This is a genomic window from Streptomyces sp. NPDC026377, assembly GCF_055567715.1.
The window spans coordinates 166,078-182,217 of the sequence record NZ_JBVHPV010000010.1 but is presented as its reverse complement, the minus strand read 5'-3'; the positions used below and the strand labels follow the sequence as shown (position 1 = coordinate 182,217).

The following is a 16,140-nucleotide window of genomic DNA, read 5'->3' as shown; positions in this document are numbered from 1 at the left end:
CGATGGAGCGGACCCGTGCCACCCGTCTGCCGCCCACCGAGGCCGTGGTCCTGGACTGCGACGGTACCCTCGTCGACACCCAGGCGCACTGGGACCGGGCCTGCGCGGCCGTCTGCGCCCTGCACGGTGTGTCGCCGGACGCTGCGGACCGGCTCGCCCTGGTCGGCCTGCACCTGCCGGAGCTGGGCCGGGCGCTGGCCCGGCTGCTCGGGCGGCCGGCCGCGCACCGGGCGCTGGCCCGCCAGGTCCACGAGCTCGTGGAGGCGGGGCTCGCCGAGGGGGTCACCGCCATGCCGGGCGCAGTCGCATTCGTGACACAGCTGGCCGCGGACCGCCCCCTGGCGGTGGTCTCCAACTCGCCGCGTCACGCCGTCCTGCGGCACCTCCGCCACATCGGCCTGGCGGACGCGTTCGAGCTCGTCCTGGGCAGCGACGACGTCGAGCGCCCCAAACCGGCCCCCGACCTCTACCGCACCGCTTGCGAACGGCTCCGCGTCCGGCCTCGCGGCGCGGTGGCGGTGGAGGACTCGGCGGTCGGGGTGCGCTCCGCCCGGGCGGCGGGCCTGTACGTGGTCGCCGTCGCCCCCTGCCCCGGCCCGGACCTCACCGGCGACGCCCTGCACACCACGCTGGCCGACCCGGACCTGCTGCGGAGCCTGACCCGCCGCCCCCACCACCCGTGGGCCCGGCCCGGAGCGAATGACCCCGGGCCGGGCCGCCCGCGGATACCGGTCAGCTGAACGCGGCCGCGAGCATGCCGACCTCGTACGAGCCGCCCTTCTGGCGGACCGTCACGGCGAGCCGGTTGGCGGCGTTGATCAGGGCGGTCAACGCCACCAGCGCGGCGATCTGGTCGTCGTCGTACTGCTCGCGCACCCGCGCCCAGGTCTCGTCCGACACCCCCTGGTGGGCGTCCGCGAGCCGGGTGCCCTCCTCGGCGAAGGCCAGCGCGGCCCGCTCCGCCTCGGTGAACACCGTGGTCTCGCGCCAGGCCGCGACCAGGTGGAGCCGGTCCGCGCTCTCACCGGCCGCCGTCGCCTCCTTGGTGTGCACGTCGACGCACCAGCCGCAGCCGTTGATCTGACTGGTGCGCAGCGCCACCAGCTCCTGCGTGGCCGCGGACAGCGACGACTTCTGGAGCAGCGTGCCGGTGTTGGCGAACCGCTTGGCGAACCTGGCGCCGAACTCGTTCTCGAACAGGAGGAAACGGGGTTCCATGATGTCGTCCTCACGTGTGGTGTCGTACTGACGACCAGGAGATGCCGGCGGCCCGCTCCCTGTGACGCGGCCGCGCTGTGACGAGGGCCACCGCCGCGGGCTGTCACACAACCGCGGCGGCCGGTGTCCTGTGCGCATGGCAGCAGCTAAGACGAACAGGCGGGAGCGGCCGGTGGAGAGCGAGCACGAGCGGAGCGGGGACACGGCGGGCGCGCCCGCGCGGGACATATGGGCGGACCGCGCCACCGAGGCGTTCGTCGCCCACCGCAACCTGCTGTTCACCGTCGCCTACGAGATGCTCGGCTCGGCCGCCGACGCGGAGGACGTCCTCCAGGAGACCTGGCTGCGGTGGGCGGGCGTCGAGATCGCCGCGGTGCGCGACCCCCGTGCGTACCTGGTACGGATCACCACGCGCCAGGCGCTGATCCGGCTGCGCACCCTCGGCCGCCGCAGGGAGTCGTACGTGGGCACCTGGCTGCCCGAGCCGCTGCTCACCGCGCCCGACGTGGCCGAGGACGTCGAGCTGGCCGACAGTGTCTCGATGGCGATGATGCTGGTGCTGGAGACCCTGGCACCGACCGCGCGGGCGGTGTTCGTGCTGCGCGAGGTGTTCGACCTCCCGTACGAGGAGATCGCCGAGGCCGTCGGCAAGAGCCCTGCCGCGGTCCGCCAGATCACCCGCCGGGCCCGCGTCCACGTCGCGGCGCGCCGGCCCCGGGGGACGGTCTCCCCGGCCGAGACCCGCGAGGCGCTCCACGCCTTCCAGCGGGCCGCCGCCACGGGCGATCTGCGGGGCCTGCTCGACATCCTCGCGCCGGACGTCGTCTTCATGGGTGACGGCGGCGGAGTCAGGCAGGCGATCCTCCACCCCGTCACCGGGGCCCGCGACGTGGCCGGTCTGCTGGCCAGGATCGGCAGGTTCTCCGCGCCGTCACTGCGCCCGGTACACGTCAACGGCTACCCGGCGCTCGTCCTGCGGGTGGGCGGCGAGATCGACACGGTCGTGGCCGTACGCATCGACGACGGCCTCATCAGCGGGCTCTACTCGGTACGCAACCCCGCGAAGCTGTCGCACATGCGGCACGAGACGGCGCTGTGCCGCTGACCCTTCTCCCCGCCGCTCCCACCTCGACGCTCCCGCCGCGCGGCTACCGGCCGAACCGGACGCTGGAGAAGCGCAGCCCCTTCGGCGCCTGCCGGCCGGGAGCGATGGGGGTCGCCTTGCCCTTGCAGTCCTTGCCGGCGAACACCGTGGCGGGCGACCGCGTCCCGTTGTGGGGTGCGAAGGAACCCCGGGACATCGTGAAGCACTTGCCGTCCGGCACGTCCTGCACGTAGAACACCTGGCCGCCGCTCTGGAAGGTGAACGGGCCCTTGGAGGCGACGGCCGTCCCCGCGGAGAGGGTGAGGGCCATGCCGAGACCGACGAGGCAGACGGTGAACGGACGGATGAGGCGCATGAGGTATCCCCTGGTGAACACGGTGGAACTACGGACGGCGAGGCCGGATCGCCTCGCCCACCCGGACAACGACGCCCGCGCCCGCGCGACACGAGGGGAGACCTAGGTCGGATCGTCGGACGGTGTGCGAACTCGCTGCACGGACCGGGGCACCGAAAGGGGCCGGCCGCACCGGCGGTTGACTTCGAGCGCACTCCAGCACCTAGCGTCCTGAACAGATCGTTTCCGAGTTCAGGAGGCACCACCATGACCACCGTCCCCGCTCTCCCCACCCGACACCTGGGCAGCCTGGAGGTCGCCGCACAGGGCCTGGGATGCATGGGCATGAGCCACGGCTACGGGGCCACGGACGACGCCCAGTCCATCGCCACCCTGCACCGCGCCCTCGACCTCGGGGTCACCCTGCTGGACACCTCCGACTTCTACGGCTCCGGGCACAACGAGGAGCTGATCGGACGGGCGGTCGCCGGGCGGCCGCGGGACGAGGTGGTGCTGGCCACGAAGTTCGGTTTCGCCAACGGTCTGGGCGAGCCCGTCCGCATCCGAGGTGACGCCGCCTACGTACGGCAGGCCTGCGAGGCCTCGCTGCGCCGGCTCGGGGTCGACCACATCGACCTCTACTACCAGCACCGGGTCGATCCCGCCGTACCGATCGAGGAGACCGTCGGCGCCATGGCCGAGCTGGTACGCGAAGGCAAGGTGCGCCACCTCGGGCTCTCCGAGGCGGGCGCCGACACCATCCGCCGGGCGCACGCGGAGCACCCCATCGCGGCCCTCCAGAGCGAGTGGTCGCTGTGGACCCGCGACCTGGAGGCGGAGATCGCCCCGGTCTGCCGGGAGCTGGGCATCGGCATCGTCCCGTTCTCACCGCTCGGGCGCGGCTTCCTCACCGGCCAGTACAGCTCGGTGGACGGACTGGACGCCACCGACGTACGGCGCACCCAGCCGCGCTTCGCCGACGGCAACCTGGAGCGCAACCTGGCCATCGTGGCGAAGCTGAACGAGCTGGCGGAGGCGAGGGGCGTCACCGCCGGGCAGCTCGCCCTCGCCTGGGTCCAGCACCGGGGCCAGGACGTGGTGCCGATCCCCGGCACCCGGCGCCAGAAGTACCTGGAGGAGAACCTCGCGGCCCTGGCCGTCGAGCTGTCCCCGCAGGACCTCGCGGCCATCGAGGCCGCCGCCCCGCCGGAGCAGGTCGCCGGCACCCGCTACGACGCGACGAGCCTCGCCTACGTCAACAACTGACATCCCGGCCGCCGGGGCACGGGCGGGGTCCGGGTGCCGGGGTCACTCCTGGTCGCTCTGCGGCAGATGCGTCCTGGCCTCGTCGTACGTGCCCTCGTCCGTGGACCCGGCCGGTGCGTACACCAGGTGCAGCACCCCCGACCGGAACGCCTCGGAGGAGAGAAGCCTCAGCGGGATCGTGGGCTCCCCCTCGTCGAACAGGCGCATGCCCTTGCGTACGGCCAGGGGGTGCACCAGCAGGTGCAGCTCGTCCAGGAGGCCGGACGCCAGGAGCCGGCGGACGACCGAGATCGACCCGCTGAGGGCGATGTCACCGCCGGGACCGTTCTTCAGGGCGGTGACGGCCTCGACGAGGTCGCCCTGGAGCTGCTCGGAGTTGCGCCACGTGAAGTCCAGCTTCCGGCGCGAGACGACGATCTTGCGGGCGTCGCCGAGCGTCTTCGCGAAGCCCGCGTCCTCACCCCCGGCCGCCTCCCGCTCGGGCCAGGCCCCGGCGAAGCTCTCGTAGGTCCTGCGGCCGAACAGGACGGTGTCGGCCGTGCCCAGCATCGCGCCGACGGCCGCCCCCATCTCGTCGTCGAAGTACGGGAAGTGCCACTGGTCGGGCGCCTCGACGACCCCGTCGAGCGAGATGAAGAGGCCAGCCGTGATCTTCCTCATGATGTCCTCCCAGAAGGGCCGCCGTTGCGGCCTGCTCCATGAAGACGGCCGGGGCCGCGGAAACTCATCGGTGCTGCGGCGAGGACCGCTGTCGCCCCGTCACCCCGGCACCGCCCCGCTCCGGGTGCGCCACCTCGACGGCTTGGCGAGCAGGGGGGAGTCGGGGCGCGGGCGGGGGTTCAAAAAGACAGGCTCTCAGGTTCCCCCACGCCCACCAGGCGGGGCGCCGACCGCACGCGCCGACCGCCGCCGCGCCCGAGAACAGCACCAGGAACGTCCCGAACTCGGCCGGACCCGGGCCCTCGTGCAGCCCGGGCGGACCGGCGGCGGGTCACCCGACCGCCTGCCGGAGCACTCGGGAACGGCGAGTCCCGGACATGATCGGATAGCGCGGACCGGATGGATGACGACCCCCTTATGGCTCTCACACAGCTGTGTTCGCCATACTTCGCGCCGTGGACCAGCGAACAGATGACCAGCACACCGCCCTCAGCCCCGCCCTCAACGCCGCCGCGCTGAACCCGGCGCACGTCCCCGGGCTCATGCCCGCGCCCGCTCCGGCGCCCGGGGCTTCGACGGACCGGCAGGGCGGCACCGAGCCGGAGCCGGAGCCCGAGGACGCGGTGACCGACGGCACGGTGACGGACGCGGTGACGGACAACGCCGGGGAGGGCGCCTCCGGGGAGCACGCCGCCGAAGGAGCCGTCCCCGCGCCGGCGCCGGACGCCGCCACCGACGATCCCGCTCCCGAACGCGCCGCGCCCGACGGGGCCGACGACGGGCCCGTCTTCTCCGTCTCCGACCGCAGGGGCGGCATCAGCGCCGACCGCTCGGGGATCCGGCTCCGCCTGGACGGCGAGGAGGCCGAGTTCGGATGGGACGAGCTGAGCGCCGTCGAGTACGCGACCTCGCGCTGGACCCGCCGGTTCACGATCACCGTGCATCTGCCCCGCCCGCGCTGGTTCCGCAACGACGTCCAGGCCGAGGACCGGGCCCACCTCGACCAGTGGTCCGAGCAGCTCGAAGAAGTGCTGAACGCCTACTTCGAGGAGTAGGCCCCACCCGCCCGCACGACCTGCGCCGCCACCCGCACCGCGCCGAGCCGCCCATCCGCGGCCTCGGCGCGGACGTCGTTGCGCCCGTGGCTTGTTCCGCACTGCTCGGCCGCCACCTCCTGCGCAAGGCAAGGCAGACTCGAGCGGAAGCTGACATGAACAACCAAGGAGCGGGTCGTCGCACGGGGACTCCCGTCACTCTCCCGGGACGCCGTCGACCCACGGCCCCGCAGTGACGGGCGAGGGCCCTGGCCTCCCGCTTCCCACGTAGGCCGCACAGCACCCGCCGCGAAGGATCGGCCCGATCCCCGCCCCGGGTCGGAGGGGGAGAGACATGCTCGCACTGCCGTGGATCAGGCCGACGTTCCCACCCGGACCCCCAGCCGCGGCGCGTGAGCGCCCGTCAGCGGTGGCCACGGGCGGTGGGCGATGACCGCCCTCGCCGAACGCGGTGGCCGCGAACGCGGCGGGGAGCACGGCAAGGCGCGGCGCGAGGAATCCGCCGTCCCCGCCGGTGCCGCCGTCGCCCTCGACCACCCCGCCGCCCGGCTGCCGCTGTCGGCGGGCTCCAAGGCCGCGAACCTGGCGCGCGCCGCCGTCGCCGGGCTGCCGGTGCTGCCCGGCTTCGTCGTCCCGCACGGCGCCGGTGACGACGCCGAGGCCCTGCGGCACGCCTGGCGCGAGCTCTCCCAGGACGGCGCGGTCCCGCTCGTCGTCCGCTCCTCGTCCCCGCAGGAGGACACCGAGGAGTCGTCCCTGGCGGGGCAGTTCGCGTCCGTGCTGGACGTCCGGGACTGGCCCGCCTTCCGCGCGGCGGTCCGTACGGTCCTCGGCTCCGCGGACCGGCCCGACGGCACCCGGGGCCCCATGGCCGTCCTCGTCCAGCCGCTGCTCGACGCGCGCGTGGGCGGTGTGCTCTTCGGCGCCGATCCCGTCGAGGGGCGACTGGACCGGATGCTGGTCAGCGCCGTGCGCGGCGGACCCGACACCCTGGTCAGCGGCGAACAGGACGGCACGAGCTACCACTTGTCGCGCTCCGGCCGCCTGCTGCGCCCCGCACCCCCGCACACCGCCGGGGAGCGGCTGCTGACCCGTGGCGAGCTGTACCGCCTCGCCCGGCTGGCCCGACGGGTGGAACGGGTCTTCGGCGGGCCGCAGGACATGGAGTTCGGCTTCGACGGCACCGGGCGGCTGTGGCTGTTCCAGGCCCGTCCCATCACGGCCATGACCGCGCGGCCCGCACGCGGCGCCCGGCTGCTCGGCCCCGGCCCCGTCGCCGAGACCCTCCCCGCCACCCTGCAACCCCTGGAGGAGGACCTGTGGGTGGCACCGATGGCCCGGGGGATCGCGGCGGCGCTGGACATCGGCGGCAGCGCGCCGCGCCGTCTGCTGCGCACGCACCCCGTGGTGACCACGGTCGCCGGTCGCGCCGCGGCCGACCTGCGCCTGCTGGGCGTCGTCCCGCCGCGCCACCGGCTGCTCGCCCGGCTCAACCCGCTGCCGGGGGCCCGTCGGCTGGCGGCGGCGTGGCGCACCGGGCGGCTGACCCGCGCCCTGCCCGGCCTGGCCCTCGACCTCACGGCGGACATCGACCGCCGGCTGGCCGAGACCCCGCCACCGGCCGAGCTCTCCCGCGCCGACCTGGCGGCCCTGCTGCGCTGGACCCGCGCCGCCCTGGCAGCCCTGCACGCCCAGGAGGCGCTGGCGGGCGCGTTGTTGCGCGAGGACAGCACCCGTACGGCCGCGAGCGCGGCACTCACCGCCCTGGCCCAGCACCGCTCCCGGGGGCTCACGGACGCCGAGATCGTCGCGGGCGCACCCGTCGTCCTGGCGCTCACCCCGCCGCGGCTGACCGGTCCGCTGCGGCTGCCGCCGACCGGGCGGGAGAACGGGGAGAGACCCGCGGCCGCGGAGAAGGGTCCGGGGCTCGACGCCCTGCCCGCCCGCGAGGCCCTGCGGCTGCGCATCCGCTGGATCCATCAGCTCCAGACGCATCTCGTCCACGACGCCGCACGCCGGATCACCCTGTCCCACCGCGCCGTCGCGCTGCTGCGCTGGCACGAGCTGCTGAGCACCCTCGACGGCGACGGCCTGCCGCAGGACATGGCCCAGCGGCTCCCCCGCCCCGACACCCCGCCCCTGCCCGACGCCTTCCGTCTGGCCGAGGATGCGGTGGTGGTCGCCGAGCGCCCGCGCGCCGCTGACGCCCCGGCGCGGGGCGTCTGCGGCGGCCGTGCCACCGGGACCGCCTGGGACGGCCGGGGTGAACGCCCCGAGGACGCCGTCCTGGTCGTCCGCACCCTCGACCCGGCCCTCGCTCCCCTGCTGCCGCACCTGACCGCGCTGGTCGCCCAGACCGGCAGCCCGCTGTCCCATCTGGCCGTCCTGGCACGCGAGTACAAGGTGCCCGCCGTGGTGGGCGCCGCCGACGCCGTGCGGCGCTTCACCCCGGGAACCCGCCTGACCGTCGACGGTACGAGCGGCGAGATACGGCTGGACGAAACCCGCACCCCAGAGGCGGCCGACCGGTGAAGCGACTGGCGCACCTCTTCGCGGGCGCGGCCGGGCTCGGCGCGGGCACCTATGTCGTCATCTACCTCTACCGCTGGCAGTGGCAGCGCGCGATCATGTGCGGTGTCCTGCTGCTCGTCGCCGAGGTGCTGCTGCTCGGCCTGATCGTCCTGGGCCGCCTCAGCCGTATCGAGGAGCGCATCGGCGAGGGCGACCGCCGTCACGCCGACGTCCTGGCCCGGCTCGAACAGCCCCACGCCCCGGATCCCACCACGCGCTTCCGGTGGCTGGACGACGTCCGTGTGGAGCGCACCCATGTCTTCGTTCCCGTCCTGATGGCGGCGGGCGCCGTGCTCTCGGGGCTCGCGCGGCTCGTCCAGAAGATCGCCCGGAGCACCGTCCGTCCCGCCGCCGAGCGACGGGTGGCGGGCCGTCTCGCGATCCTGGCCGCCCCGCCCCTCGGCACCGACCTCGACGCCCTGCCCCCGACGCGAGCGGACCGGCGGCGCACCCGGCACCGGGTCACCGGCTTCGTCGCCGGAAGCACCGCACTGGCCGCACTCGTTCTCGGCCTCGGCGAGCTGACTGAGACCCGCCCCGAGGAGCGCGCCCCGGACACCGTGGCGACCTCCGTGGTGGTACGCCTCGCCACCCGGGGTGTTTCCGGCCAGGAGTACCGGAGCCTGCTGGCCCACGAGATCTGGACCCGCTGCCGCCACTCCACCGCCGTCCCCCTCTACGACACCACCCTGGGCAGTCTCGGCGACGGCCTCTACGCCGGTGTCGTCCACCCCGCTCTCGCCGATCACGACCGTATGCGGCTGCGCGGCTGCCTGGAGGACGCGGCGACCGACCGCGCGTACTTCAAGGTCGTCGGCATGGACCAGACGAAGCGGGACTGACCCGGAGCGGGCGGCCACAGGGGCGGAAGTGCGCCGCAATGCGACGGTGGGCGGTGGGCGCGGGCGGGGGAGGGTAGCCGCAGGGGAGCGAGTACGGTCCCACTTCCCGTCAGGAGGCCTCCTGTGGCCACCCCTTCAACTCCTCGTCGCCTGCCGCCCCCGGACTACGGGACGGTCCGCCCGAAGCGCTCGGTGTGGTCGGGGGTGCTCATCGGGGTCGGGATCGCCGCGTTCGTCGACGAGACGGTCTTCCACCAGCTCCTGCACTGGCACCACTTCTACGACAAGTCCACCCCGGGCGTGGGACTGGTCTCCGACGGCCTCTTCCACGCCTTCGGCTGGCTGGCCGTCGTCCTCGGCCTGATGCTGGTGGCGGACCTGCGTCGGCGCGCCGCGCTGAGCGGCCGGGGCCTGACCGGCGGCATCCTGCTGGGCGCGGGGTTCTTCCAGCTCTACGACGGGACGGTCCAGCACAAGCTCCTCGAGCTGCACCAGATCCGCTACCACGTCGACCTGGTCCCCTACGACTGGACGTGGAACGTGCTTGCGGTGGTCCTGCTGGTCGTGGGCGCGGTGCTGGTGAGGCGCTCCGGCACGGGTGAGGCGCCCGACGACGAAGCGGCGCGGGCCCGGGAGCCGCGCGGGTGACGCCGACGCACACGGGACAGGCCGCGGGTGCCCCGGCGGCGGCGGCCGCGGTGCTCGCCCTCGTCGGGGCAGCCGGATACCTGCTGGCCACGCGGCGGCTGAGGCGCCGCGGTGACGCGTGGCCGTGGGCACGGAACGCCTCCTTCACCGCGGGCCAGGCGAGCCTCGTCCTGGCCGCCCTGGCCCCCCTGCCGGGCGGGGAGTTCACGGCACACATGGTCCAGCACCTGGTCATCGGCATGGTGGCACCGCTGCTGCTGGTGCTGGGACGCCCGGTGACCCTCGTCCTGCGTGCCCTGCCCGCGGGCTCCTTGCGGCGGTGCCTGCGGGCCGTGGTCCGCTCCCGCCCGCTCGGTCTGCTGTTCCTGCCGCCGGTGGCCGCGGTGCTCGACATGGGCGGTCTGTGGCTGCTCTACCGCACCGGTCTCTTCGCCCGGCTCCACGGCCACCCGTGGCTGCACGCCGCCGTCCTGGTCCATGTCCTGGCCACCGGGCTGCTGTTCACCTTCGCCGTCTGCCGGCTCGACCCCGTACGTCACCGCCACGGCCTGCCCCTGCGCGCCGCCACCCTGGTCGCCGCGGCCACCGCCCACGCCGTCCTGGCCAAGACCCTCTACGGCGCCTCCCCGCCCGGCACCGCCTTCCCCGGCCCCGACGCGGCCCGCGCGGCGGAGGCGATGTACTACGGCGGTGACCTGGTGGAGATCGCGCTGGCCGTCGTCCTGGCCCGGCAGTGGTACACGGCCGCGGGCCGCCGCGCGCACGTGGACGGGCGGGCCGGTGCCGCACGCGCGGGCCGGTCGGCCCCGACCACGTATGCGCGGGCGGGAACCGTGAACGCCGGATCCGCCCCCAGCCGTCACCGCGGCGGGCCCCGTGAGCCCAGGGGCACGAGCGTGGCCCGCAGAGCACACTGGTGGGCCCTCTCGAAGCCGCTCCGGAGGCCGATCGCGTCCGGGACCGGCGAGAGCGGCCGGTAGGGGGCCGCGGCGGTGACCGGTTAGGCGTGGGGGCCGGGCCGCCGGCCGGCGCCTTCGCCCAGCCGGTGCGTCATGACCGCCGGTGCGCGGGGCGCGCGGCCCTCGCCGCGATCTTCCTGATAGGCAGTCGCGGGTGAGCAACCACGTATTCGCGCGCGAGGCGGACGACGCCGGTACCGGCCACAGCGGTACCGGGCGCGCCTGGCCCTTCGCCGTGGCCGCCTACGCCTTCGCCGTAGCGATGTGCGGCACGACCCTGCCCACTCCCCTGTACCGCGCATACCAGCGGGAGTTGGGCTTCTCCTCGTTCATGGTGACGGTGATCTTCGCGGTGTACGCCGTCGGTGTCATCGCGGCCCTGCTCCTGCTGGGGCAGTTGTCGGACTCCGTGGGCCGGCGGCCGGTCCTGCTGGCGGGGCTGGTGGCCTCGGCGCTCAGCGCGGTGTGCTTCCTCTTCGAGCAGGGGCTGCCGGAGCTGTTCGCGGGACGGGTGCTGTCGGGCCTGTCGGCGGGCCTGTTCACGGGCACCGCGACCGCCGCCGTGGTGGAGCTCGCCCCCGCGCGGTGGGCGACGTCGGCCACGCTGCTCGCCACCGCGGCCAACATGGGCGGCCTGGGCAGCGGCCCTCTCCTTGCGGGGCTCATCGCCCAGTTCGCCTCCGACCCGCTGCGCCAGGTCTTCCTCGTGGACCTCGGCCTCGTCGCGGCGGGCGTCGTCGGCGTCCTGCTGATCCCGGAGACCGTACGGAACCGGCGGGGCGGGTCACGCCGCCCGAGGCGGCTGCGCGTGCCCCCGACGGTGCGCCCAGCCTTCGTCCCCGCGGCCCTGGCGGGCTTCGCGGGGTTCGCCACCATGGGGCTGTTCACGTCGGTGGCACCGAGCTTCCTGAGCGAGGTGGTCGGGGTGAGCCGACCGGCCGTGTCCGGCGCGGTGGTCTTCACGGTCTTCGCCGCCTCGACGGCCGGTCAGCTGCTGATGGGGCGGGTGGGGGTGCGCCGGGCGCTGCCGTGGGGCTGTGTGGTCCTGGTGGCCGGCATGGCGCTGATCTCCTGGGCGCTGCTCGCGGCCTCGCTGCCCCTGCTGGTGGCGGGGGCGCTCACCGCGGGCGCGGGCCAGGGCCTGTCGTTCCGGGCCGGGGTCACCGAGGTGGGCGAGCACAGCCCGCCCGAACGCCGGGCGGAGATCACCTCCGCGCTCTTCGTCGTGCTGTACGTGGCGATCTCGATCCCCGTGGTCGGGGTGGGGGCCATGGCGGTCACCCTGGGCCTGCGTCCGGCGGGGCTGGTCTTCAGCGGGTGTGTCGCGCTGCTGGCGGCCACCACGGCGGTGCTGCTGTGGAGGCGGCCGGTACGGCGGGACACCTGAGAGCGGGTGGCGGTGGTCGGCACGGTGGCGGGGGCTTACGCGGCGTACGGACCCAGTTGTCGCGCGCAGGCTTCCTGGGCGGCGCGCGGGAGGAGCGCGGCGCAGCGCGTGAACAGCGCGTGGAGCGCCGCACCGTGCCGGGCGGCCAGTTCGGCGTTGTGGGCCAGTACATCGAGTTCGTTGGCGGCGGTGATGGCCAGGAACGCGCGCAGGTCGGCCTCGTCCGGCGTGTGCTCGGCGCCGGTGAAGCGGTCCCGGAAGACCACCGGGCCGGTGCGGCCCAGTCGCGGGTAGAGCGCGCCGCGGTCGCAGCTGCCGTACAGGTGGACGAGCGCTTCGGCCCGCGCGCCGATCAGCTGCGCCAGCACGTGCCGTTCGGTCACCGGCAGCAGGGCCTCGTCGTAGCCGTCCGTTCCGTACGCCGCGTGGCACAGCCCGGCCGCCTGGGTCCGCAGATCGGCTCCCCACGCGGTCAACAGGCCGCGCACCCGGCCGAGGTGCTCCAGAAGCGTCCCGCCCGGATGGGGCAGCCGCGCGGCCCCCCGGGCGCGCAGGAAGGCGTCCGCGCGTGTCCACAGGGGTGCGGTGTCGGGGGCGGCGGCCGTCATGAGCGCGAGTATCCCACGCGGGCCGAGACACCGGGCGGCAGCGCCCCGCCCCTGGGGGCCGCGTCCTTCGACTCACCTGTCCCGGCGCCAACTACGCCGTCCCCGGTAAACAGTTCGGCAAGGGCGTCGGCGTTCCGCGTCGGCGTGCCGGCGCGGACGAAGGACCCCGAGGATTTCCTGCGGGGAACGGGACACGGCGGGCTCCCGGGGCGCGGGCAACGGTCAGGAAGCCCACCTCACCACAGGCGCGCCCCGCACCGGGCCGCTTCGGGGAACCCTCTCCCGGGTCCGCTCCGGCGAATCCCAGGAGGTGACGGGCGTCCCAGGCACCGGCGGAACAGCGCGGGGCGGGCAGGGGCGGGCGCGTTCGACTGCGGACGGCTGCCCGCAGACGAACAGGCCCGCTGTGCGGTAGATCAGAACTCAAGCCATTATCAAGCGGAAAGAGAAGCCCTCCTATGACGCACATCGTCCTCCCCGGCCAACGCCCCGAAGGCCGCCGCGGGTTCGAGATCGTCCTCTCCAGCAAGATGACCGGCCAAGCGGCCTCCTGGGTGGAAACCCGCCAGGGCCCGGCCTGGTCGGGCCCTCCGCTGCACACCCACGCCGAGTCGACGGAGACCTACTACGTCGTTTCCGGCACCCTCCTGGTCCAGGTCGACGACGAGGTCGTGGAGCTGCGTTCGCGCGCCCTCGCGCACATCACCAGCGGCACGCGCCACACCTGGGCCACGCCGCCCGGTGAGGGCTGCCACTTCCTGACCCTGCACATGCCCGGCGGTTACGAGGACTACCACCCCACCGCGCTCCAGGCGGAGAAGGACAACGGCGGTCCGCTCACCCAGGAGGACCTTTTCAAGATCGCCGCTCGCTTCGACTGGCGCCCCGCGGGCGACACGCCGATGCGTCTGACCCCCGACGGCCGTCTCGTCCCCGCCTCCCAGGCCGACGACGAGGCCGCGCGCCTGCGCGCCGAATGGCTGGCCGCCCAGGGCGAGGACGCCGAGATCACCCCCATCCACGACCCCGGTTTCTACGTCACCAACCAGCCCGCCTAGCCCCGGCACGTGGCCGCGCCGGGCGGGGGCGCGCGCGACCGCCGTGCCGCAGGTTCGGCACGGCCGCCGCCGTCCACCGACTGTCCGTCCGAACCCCGCTCCGCCACGGTCGTCCACCGCCCTTCACCGGCCGCTCTGCCGGTTCGCTCCCCGCTCGCCCGCCGGGTGTCCCGGCGACGGGCCAGTCATTCCGGCCGAGTCGTACCGGGCGCGGATGACTGCGGCCCGGATATCGGGGTATTCACCTTCCCGGACAGGGGTGAACCCGAGGGGCCGGTGGTCCGGCCCGGTTCAGGTGGTGACGGTGATGCGACAGACAGTGATCAGGCGGCCGCGGCCGCCCGCGCCCAGGCCGCCCCTGGATCTGCGCACCCCCAGCGGACGCCCGCTTCCCTACTGACCGCCCCCGGACGCCCGGGCCGCGCTCCCCGCACGGCCCCGGGCGTCCCACGCTGCCCTCCCGTCAGAGGCGGTGGACGGTGTGCAGCTTCGTGGCGTACGTGCCCGTGCCGTCCAGCAGTGAGGCGCCGCCCAGGTCCGCCATGGTGGGGCCGTTGTTCGTCTTGCGGCTGGAGACGAAGCGGCGCTGTCCGGCGGCGTCCAGGCCCAGGTAGATGCCGACGTGGTCGATGGTGACGGTGGGGTTGTCGTCACCGGAGTCGGCGTTGAACAGCAGCAGGTCACCGGGCTGGAGCAGCGCCGCCGCGGGCGGGTTGGTCCCGTCGGTCCGGTCGATGCGCGCACCGGGCGCGTAGTCCACCATGTCCCGCGACTTGCGCGGCAGCCGGGTGCGGGAGGTGTCCTGCCCCGCCGCCATCGGTACGCCCATGTGGTAGCCGTACACCATGCGCGTGAAGCCGGAGCAGTCCAGATTGCCGACCTGCTTGCTGGAGGGGCCGGTGTAGGTGCCGTCGGGGAAGGTCCAGCCGGTGTTCATGTACTCGTGGAAGTCGGCGCCCTCGTAGCGGAAGCCCTGCGGGTCCAGATAGCCGTACCCCGCCTCGCCCAGGACCGGCTTGTCCTTGGCGGGCCCGGATCCGCTGGTGACGGCGGGACCGTCGGCGAGGAACATCGCCGCGTACGCCAGGACGTCCGGAGCGGTGGAGCCCGCCCAGGCGCGGATCGTCTTCTCCAGCTCCGGCGTCCAGGTCCCGTCGAAGGGCTCGGGCAGCACCCGCACCCAGTCGCCGTGCGTGACGCTCGGCGGCGTGGCCCAGGTCGACTGGTCGACCTGGAAGCGCTTCACGGAGAGCTTGACCGGCAGGTTGGTGCAGCCGTCGTTGGCCAGCGCGCGCAGGCCGACCCGTCCCTTGCGGCCGAAGGTGTCGTCGCTGAGGTCGACGTTCCAGGCGGTGGGCTCCGTGGAGGCGGTGCGCCAGGCCTTGACCTGGACGCGGGTGCCCTCGCGGCGCACCCGTATCGTCCAGTCGGTGCCCGCGGTCACGCCCGTGGCGAGGGTGACGGCGCTGGACCCCGCGAGCAGGTCGACCTTGTCGGCGACCTCCTTCTCCACGCGCAGCTCGACCGCGCCGGTCGTCAGGAAGGACAGCCGGGCCCGGTAGTTGTTGCTGGTGTCCTGGTAGCCGAAGGACAGGGCGTAGGAGCACGCCTGGCCGGTGGGCACCTTGTCGAAGTGCGCCACGGACCGCGCGTCGAAGTCGGTGATCTCCCCGTCGCGCAGGGTGACATGACGGCTGGCGTAGTCGGTGGTGAGGCTGATGACACCGGCGCCCGGCACGACCGAGTAGTCGGTGACGGCCGGTCCCAGCGTCGACCAACTGCCGCCGCCCGGGGAGGTGCCCCAGTACACGCGGTCGGCCTCGGGCAGGGAGGGGTCCGGCAGGGTGCGCGCGAAGTCGTCCACGAAGGACTTCTTGTTCTCCGTGAACGTCCGCGACGGGCCCGGCAGGACGACGGTACGGGCTCCGTGCGTCAGCAGGGCCACCCGCTTGCCGCCGGAGGTGACCTCGGTGCGCGCCGGGGTGCCCGCGAGCACCGAGGTGGTGAGGGGGGCGGCCAGGGTCAGCTGGCTGAAGTAGGACGCGTTCAGCGGCGGCAGCGTGACCGAGGAACGAGGCGAGGCGAGCCCGGCGGGCGCCGCGAGGGGGGCGGCGGAGCCGGTGGAAGCGGTGGAGACGGCGGCGCGCGCCGGGGCGGCGGCGAGAGCGCCGAGCGGAACGGTGGCGGCCGAGGCCGCGAAGATACCGAGCAGGCTGCGCCTGGAAGTGTGGGACATGCGCGTCATCATGCGGCAGCGGTGGGTGACCGCGGCCACCGGGGTCCCCGGGCGTCCGATGTGCACGAATCGCCGCATTGCGCCCCCCACGAAGGCGGCGAAGGCACGACAACCAGGGTGTTTCGCCTTGCCGTCACCGTGGGGGCTCGCACACCGGGCGGCACCGCCCGAAGGACCGGTCGCGGTCTGCGTG

Annotated in this window: 15 protein-coding genes; 10 read left to right on the top strand and 5 right to left on the bottom strand. The window is 74.3% G+C overall.

Annotation, left to right across the window (positions count from 1 at the left end; translation table 11 throughout):
* Positions 1–2: 2 nt before the first annotated feature.
* Positions 3–740 (top strand): HAD family hydrolase, encoded by a 738-nt coding sequence (locus tag ACZ4MU_RS21945; RefSeq protein WP_467879123.1) that lies wholly within the window; start codon positions 3–5, stop codon positions 738–740.
* Here the strand turns inward: ACZ4MU_RS21945 and ACZ4MU_RS21940 are convergent.
* Positions 733–1,218: a carboxymuconolactone decarboxylase family protein gene (locus ACZ4MU_RS21940; protein ID WP_467879120.1), complete on the bottom strand. Its 486-nt coding sequence runs from the start codon at positions 1,216–1,218 to the stop codon at positions 733–735. The genes ACZ4MU_RS21945 and ACZ4MU_RS21940 overlap by 8 nt on opposite strands.
* A gap of 136 nt (positions 1,219–1,354) precedes the next feature.
* Here ACZ4MU_RS21940 and ACZ4MU_RS21935 point away from each other — a divergent pair, with 136 nt between their 5' ends.
* Complete coding sequence (locus ACZ4MU_RS21935) at positions 1,355–2,323, top strand: RNA polymerase sigma-70 factor (RefSeq protein ID WP_467879117.1); 969 nt, start codon at positions 1,355–1,357, stop codon at positions 2,321–2,323.
* A 43-nt stretch (positions 2,324–2,366) separates the two neighbouring features.
* On the opposite strand, the gene ACZ4MU_RS21930 is transcribed toward ACZ4MU_RS21935, so the two are convergent.
* Positions 2,367–2,678, bottom strand: coding sequence for a hypothetical protein (locus ACZ4MU_RS21930; protein ID WP_467879115.1), 312 nt, complete (start codon positions 2,676–2,678; stop codon positions 2,367–2,369).
* 246 nt (positions 2,679–2,924) lie between these two features.
* Here ACZ4MU_RS21930 and ACZ4MU_RS21925 point away from each other — a divergent pair, with 246 nt between their 5' ends.
* The gene (locus ACZ4MU_RS21925) at positions 2,925–3,923 is read left to right on the top strand and encodes an aldo/keto reductase (RefSeq protein WP_467879113.1); all 999 of its coding nucleotides are present in this window, start codon (positions 2,925–2,927) and stop codon (positions 3,921–3,923) included.
* A 42-nt stretch (positions 3,924–3,965) separates the two neighbouring features.
* Here the strand turns inward: ACZ4MU_RS21925 and ACZ4MU_RS21920 are convergent, their stop codons facing one another.
* Positions 3,966–4,583, bottom strand: a complete 618-nt coding sequence (locus tag ACZ4MU_RS21920; RefSeq protein WP_467879110.1) for a dihydrofolate reductase family protein — start codon at positions 4,581–4,583, stop codon at positions 3,966–3,968.
* A gap of 455 nt (positions 4,584–5,038) precedes the next feature.
* On the opposite strand from ACZ4MU_RS21920, the gene ACZ4MU_RS21915 reads away from it, so the two are divergent.
* The 6 genes from ACZ4MU_RS21915 (at position 5,039) to ACZ4MU_RS21890 (ending at position 12,045) form a co-directional block, all read left to right on the top strand.
* Entirely contained in the window at positions 5,039–5,638 is a 600-nt protein-coding gene (locus tag ACZ4MU_RS21915; RefSeq protein WP_467879107.1) for a hypothetical protein, read from the top strand.
* A 429-nt stretch (positions 5,639–6,067) separates the two neighbouring features.
* Complete coding sequence (locus ACZ4MU_RS21910; protein ID WP_467879104.1) at positions 6,068–8,170, top strand: PEP/pyruvate-binding domain-containing protein; 2,103 nt, start codon at positions 6,068–6,070, stop codon at positions 8,168–8,170.
* Positions 8,167–9,051: a hypothetical protein gene (locus ACZ4MU_RS21905; RefSeq protein WP_467879101.1), complete on the top strand. Its 885-nt coding sequence runs from the start codon at positions 8,167–8,169 to the stop codon at positions 9,049–9,051. The genes ACZ4MU_RS21910 and ACZ4MU_RS21905 overlap by 4 nt, the downstream gene beginning before the upstream one ends.
* A 123-nt stretch (positions 9,052–9,174) precedes the next feature.
* A complete protein-coding gene (locus tag ACZ4MU_RS21900) occupies positions 9,175–9,699 on the top strand; it encodes a DUF2243 domain-containing protein (RefSeq protein ID WP_467879099.1) in 525 nt (174 codons plus the stop codon).
* Complete coding sequence (locus ACZ4MU_RS21895) at positions 9,696–10,679, top strand: cytochrome c oxidase assembly protein (protein WP_467879096.1); 984 nt, start codon at positions 9,696–9,698, stop codon at positions 10,677–10,679. The genes ACZ4MU_RS21900 and ACZ4MU_RS21895 overlap by 4 nt, the downstream gene beginning before the upstream one ends.
* A gap of 214 nt (positions 10,680–10,893) precedes the next feature.
* The gene (locus tag ACZ4MU_RS21890) at positions 10,894–12,045 is read left to right on the top strand and encodes an MFS transporter (RefSeq protein ID WP_467879339.1); all 1,152 of its coding nucleotides are present in this window, start codon (positions 10,894–10,896) and stop codon (positions 12,043–12,045) included.
* 35 nt (positions 12,046–12,080) lie between these two features.
* Here the strand turns inward: ACZ4MU_RS21890 and ACZ4MU_RS21885 are convergent, their stop codons facing one another.
* Entirely contained in the window at positions 12,081–12,653 is a 573-nt protein-coding gene (locus ACZ4MU_RS21885; protein WP_467879094.1) for a DUF6817 domain-containing protein, read from the bottom strand.
* Between the two features lie 458 nt (positions 12,654–13,111).
* Between ACZ4MU_RS21885 and ACZ4MU_RS21880 the strand changes: the two genes are divergently transcribed.
* On the top strand, positions 13,112–13,711 hold the full coding sequence (locus tag ACZ4MU_RS21880) for a cupin domain-containing protein (RefSeq protein WP_467879091.1): 600 nt from the start codon (positions 13,112–13,114) through the stop codon (positions 13,709–13,711).
* Positions 13,712–14,174: 463 nt separating this feature from the next.
* Here ACZ4MU_RS21880 and ACZ4MU_RS21875 read toward each other — a convergent pair whose 3' ends face one another.
* On the bottom strand, positions 14,175–15,947 hold the full coding sequence (locus tag ACZ4MU_RS21875) for an NlpC/P60 family protein (protein ID WP_467879088.1): 1,773 nt from the start codon (positions 15,945–15,947) through the stop codon (positions 14,175–14,177).
* Positions 15,948–16,140: the final 193 nt, after the last annotated feature.

Bases quoted from the DNA above. Each gene is read 5' to 3' on its own strand.
- ACZ4MU_RS21945 (WP_467879123.1), top strand. From the start codon at position 3: ATGGAGCGGACCCGTGCCACCCGTCTGCCGCCCACCGAGGCCGTGGTC.
- ACZ4MU_RS21940 (WP_467879120.1), bottom strand. From the start codon at position 1,218: ATGGAACCCCGTTTCCTCCTGTTCGAGAACGAGTTCGGCGCCAGGTTC.
- ACZ4MU_RS21935 (WP_467879117.1), top strand. From the start codon at position 1,355: ATGGCAGCAGCTAAGACGAACAGGCGGGAGCGGCCGGTGGAGAGCGAG.
- ACZ4MU_RS21930 (WP_467879115.1), bottom strand. From the start codon at position 2,678: ATGCGCCTCATCCGTCCGTTCACCGTCTGCCTCGTCGGTCTCGGCATG.
- ACZ4MU_RS21925 (WP_467879113.1), top strand. From the start codon at position 2,925: ATGACCACCGTCCCCGCTCTCCCCACCCGACACCTGGGCAGCCTGGAG.
- ACZ4MU_RS21920 (WP_467879110.1), bottom strand. From the start codon at position 4,583: ATGAGGAAGATCACGGCTGGCCTCTTCATCTCGCTCGACGGGGTCGTC.
- ACZ4MU_RS21910 (WP_467879104.1), top strand. From the start codon at position 6,068: ATGACCGCCCTCGCCGAACGCGGTGGCCGCGAACGCGGCGGGGAGCAC.
- ACZ4MU_RS21885 (WP_467879094.1), bottom strand. From the start codon at position 12,653: ATGACGGCCGCCGCCCCCGACACCGCACCCCTGTGGACACGCGCGGAC.
- ACZ4MU_RS21880 (WP_467879091.1), top strand. From the start codon at position 13,112: ATGACGCACATCGTCCTCCCCGGCCAACGCCCCGAAGGCCGCCGCGGG.
- ACZ4MU_RS21875 (WP_467879088.1), bottom strand. From the start codon at position 15,947: ATGTCCCACACTTCCAGGCGCAGCCTGCTCGGTATCTTCGCGGCCTCG.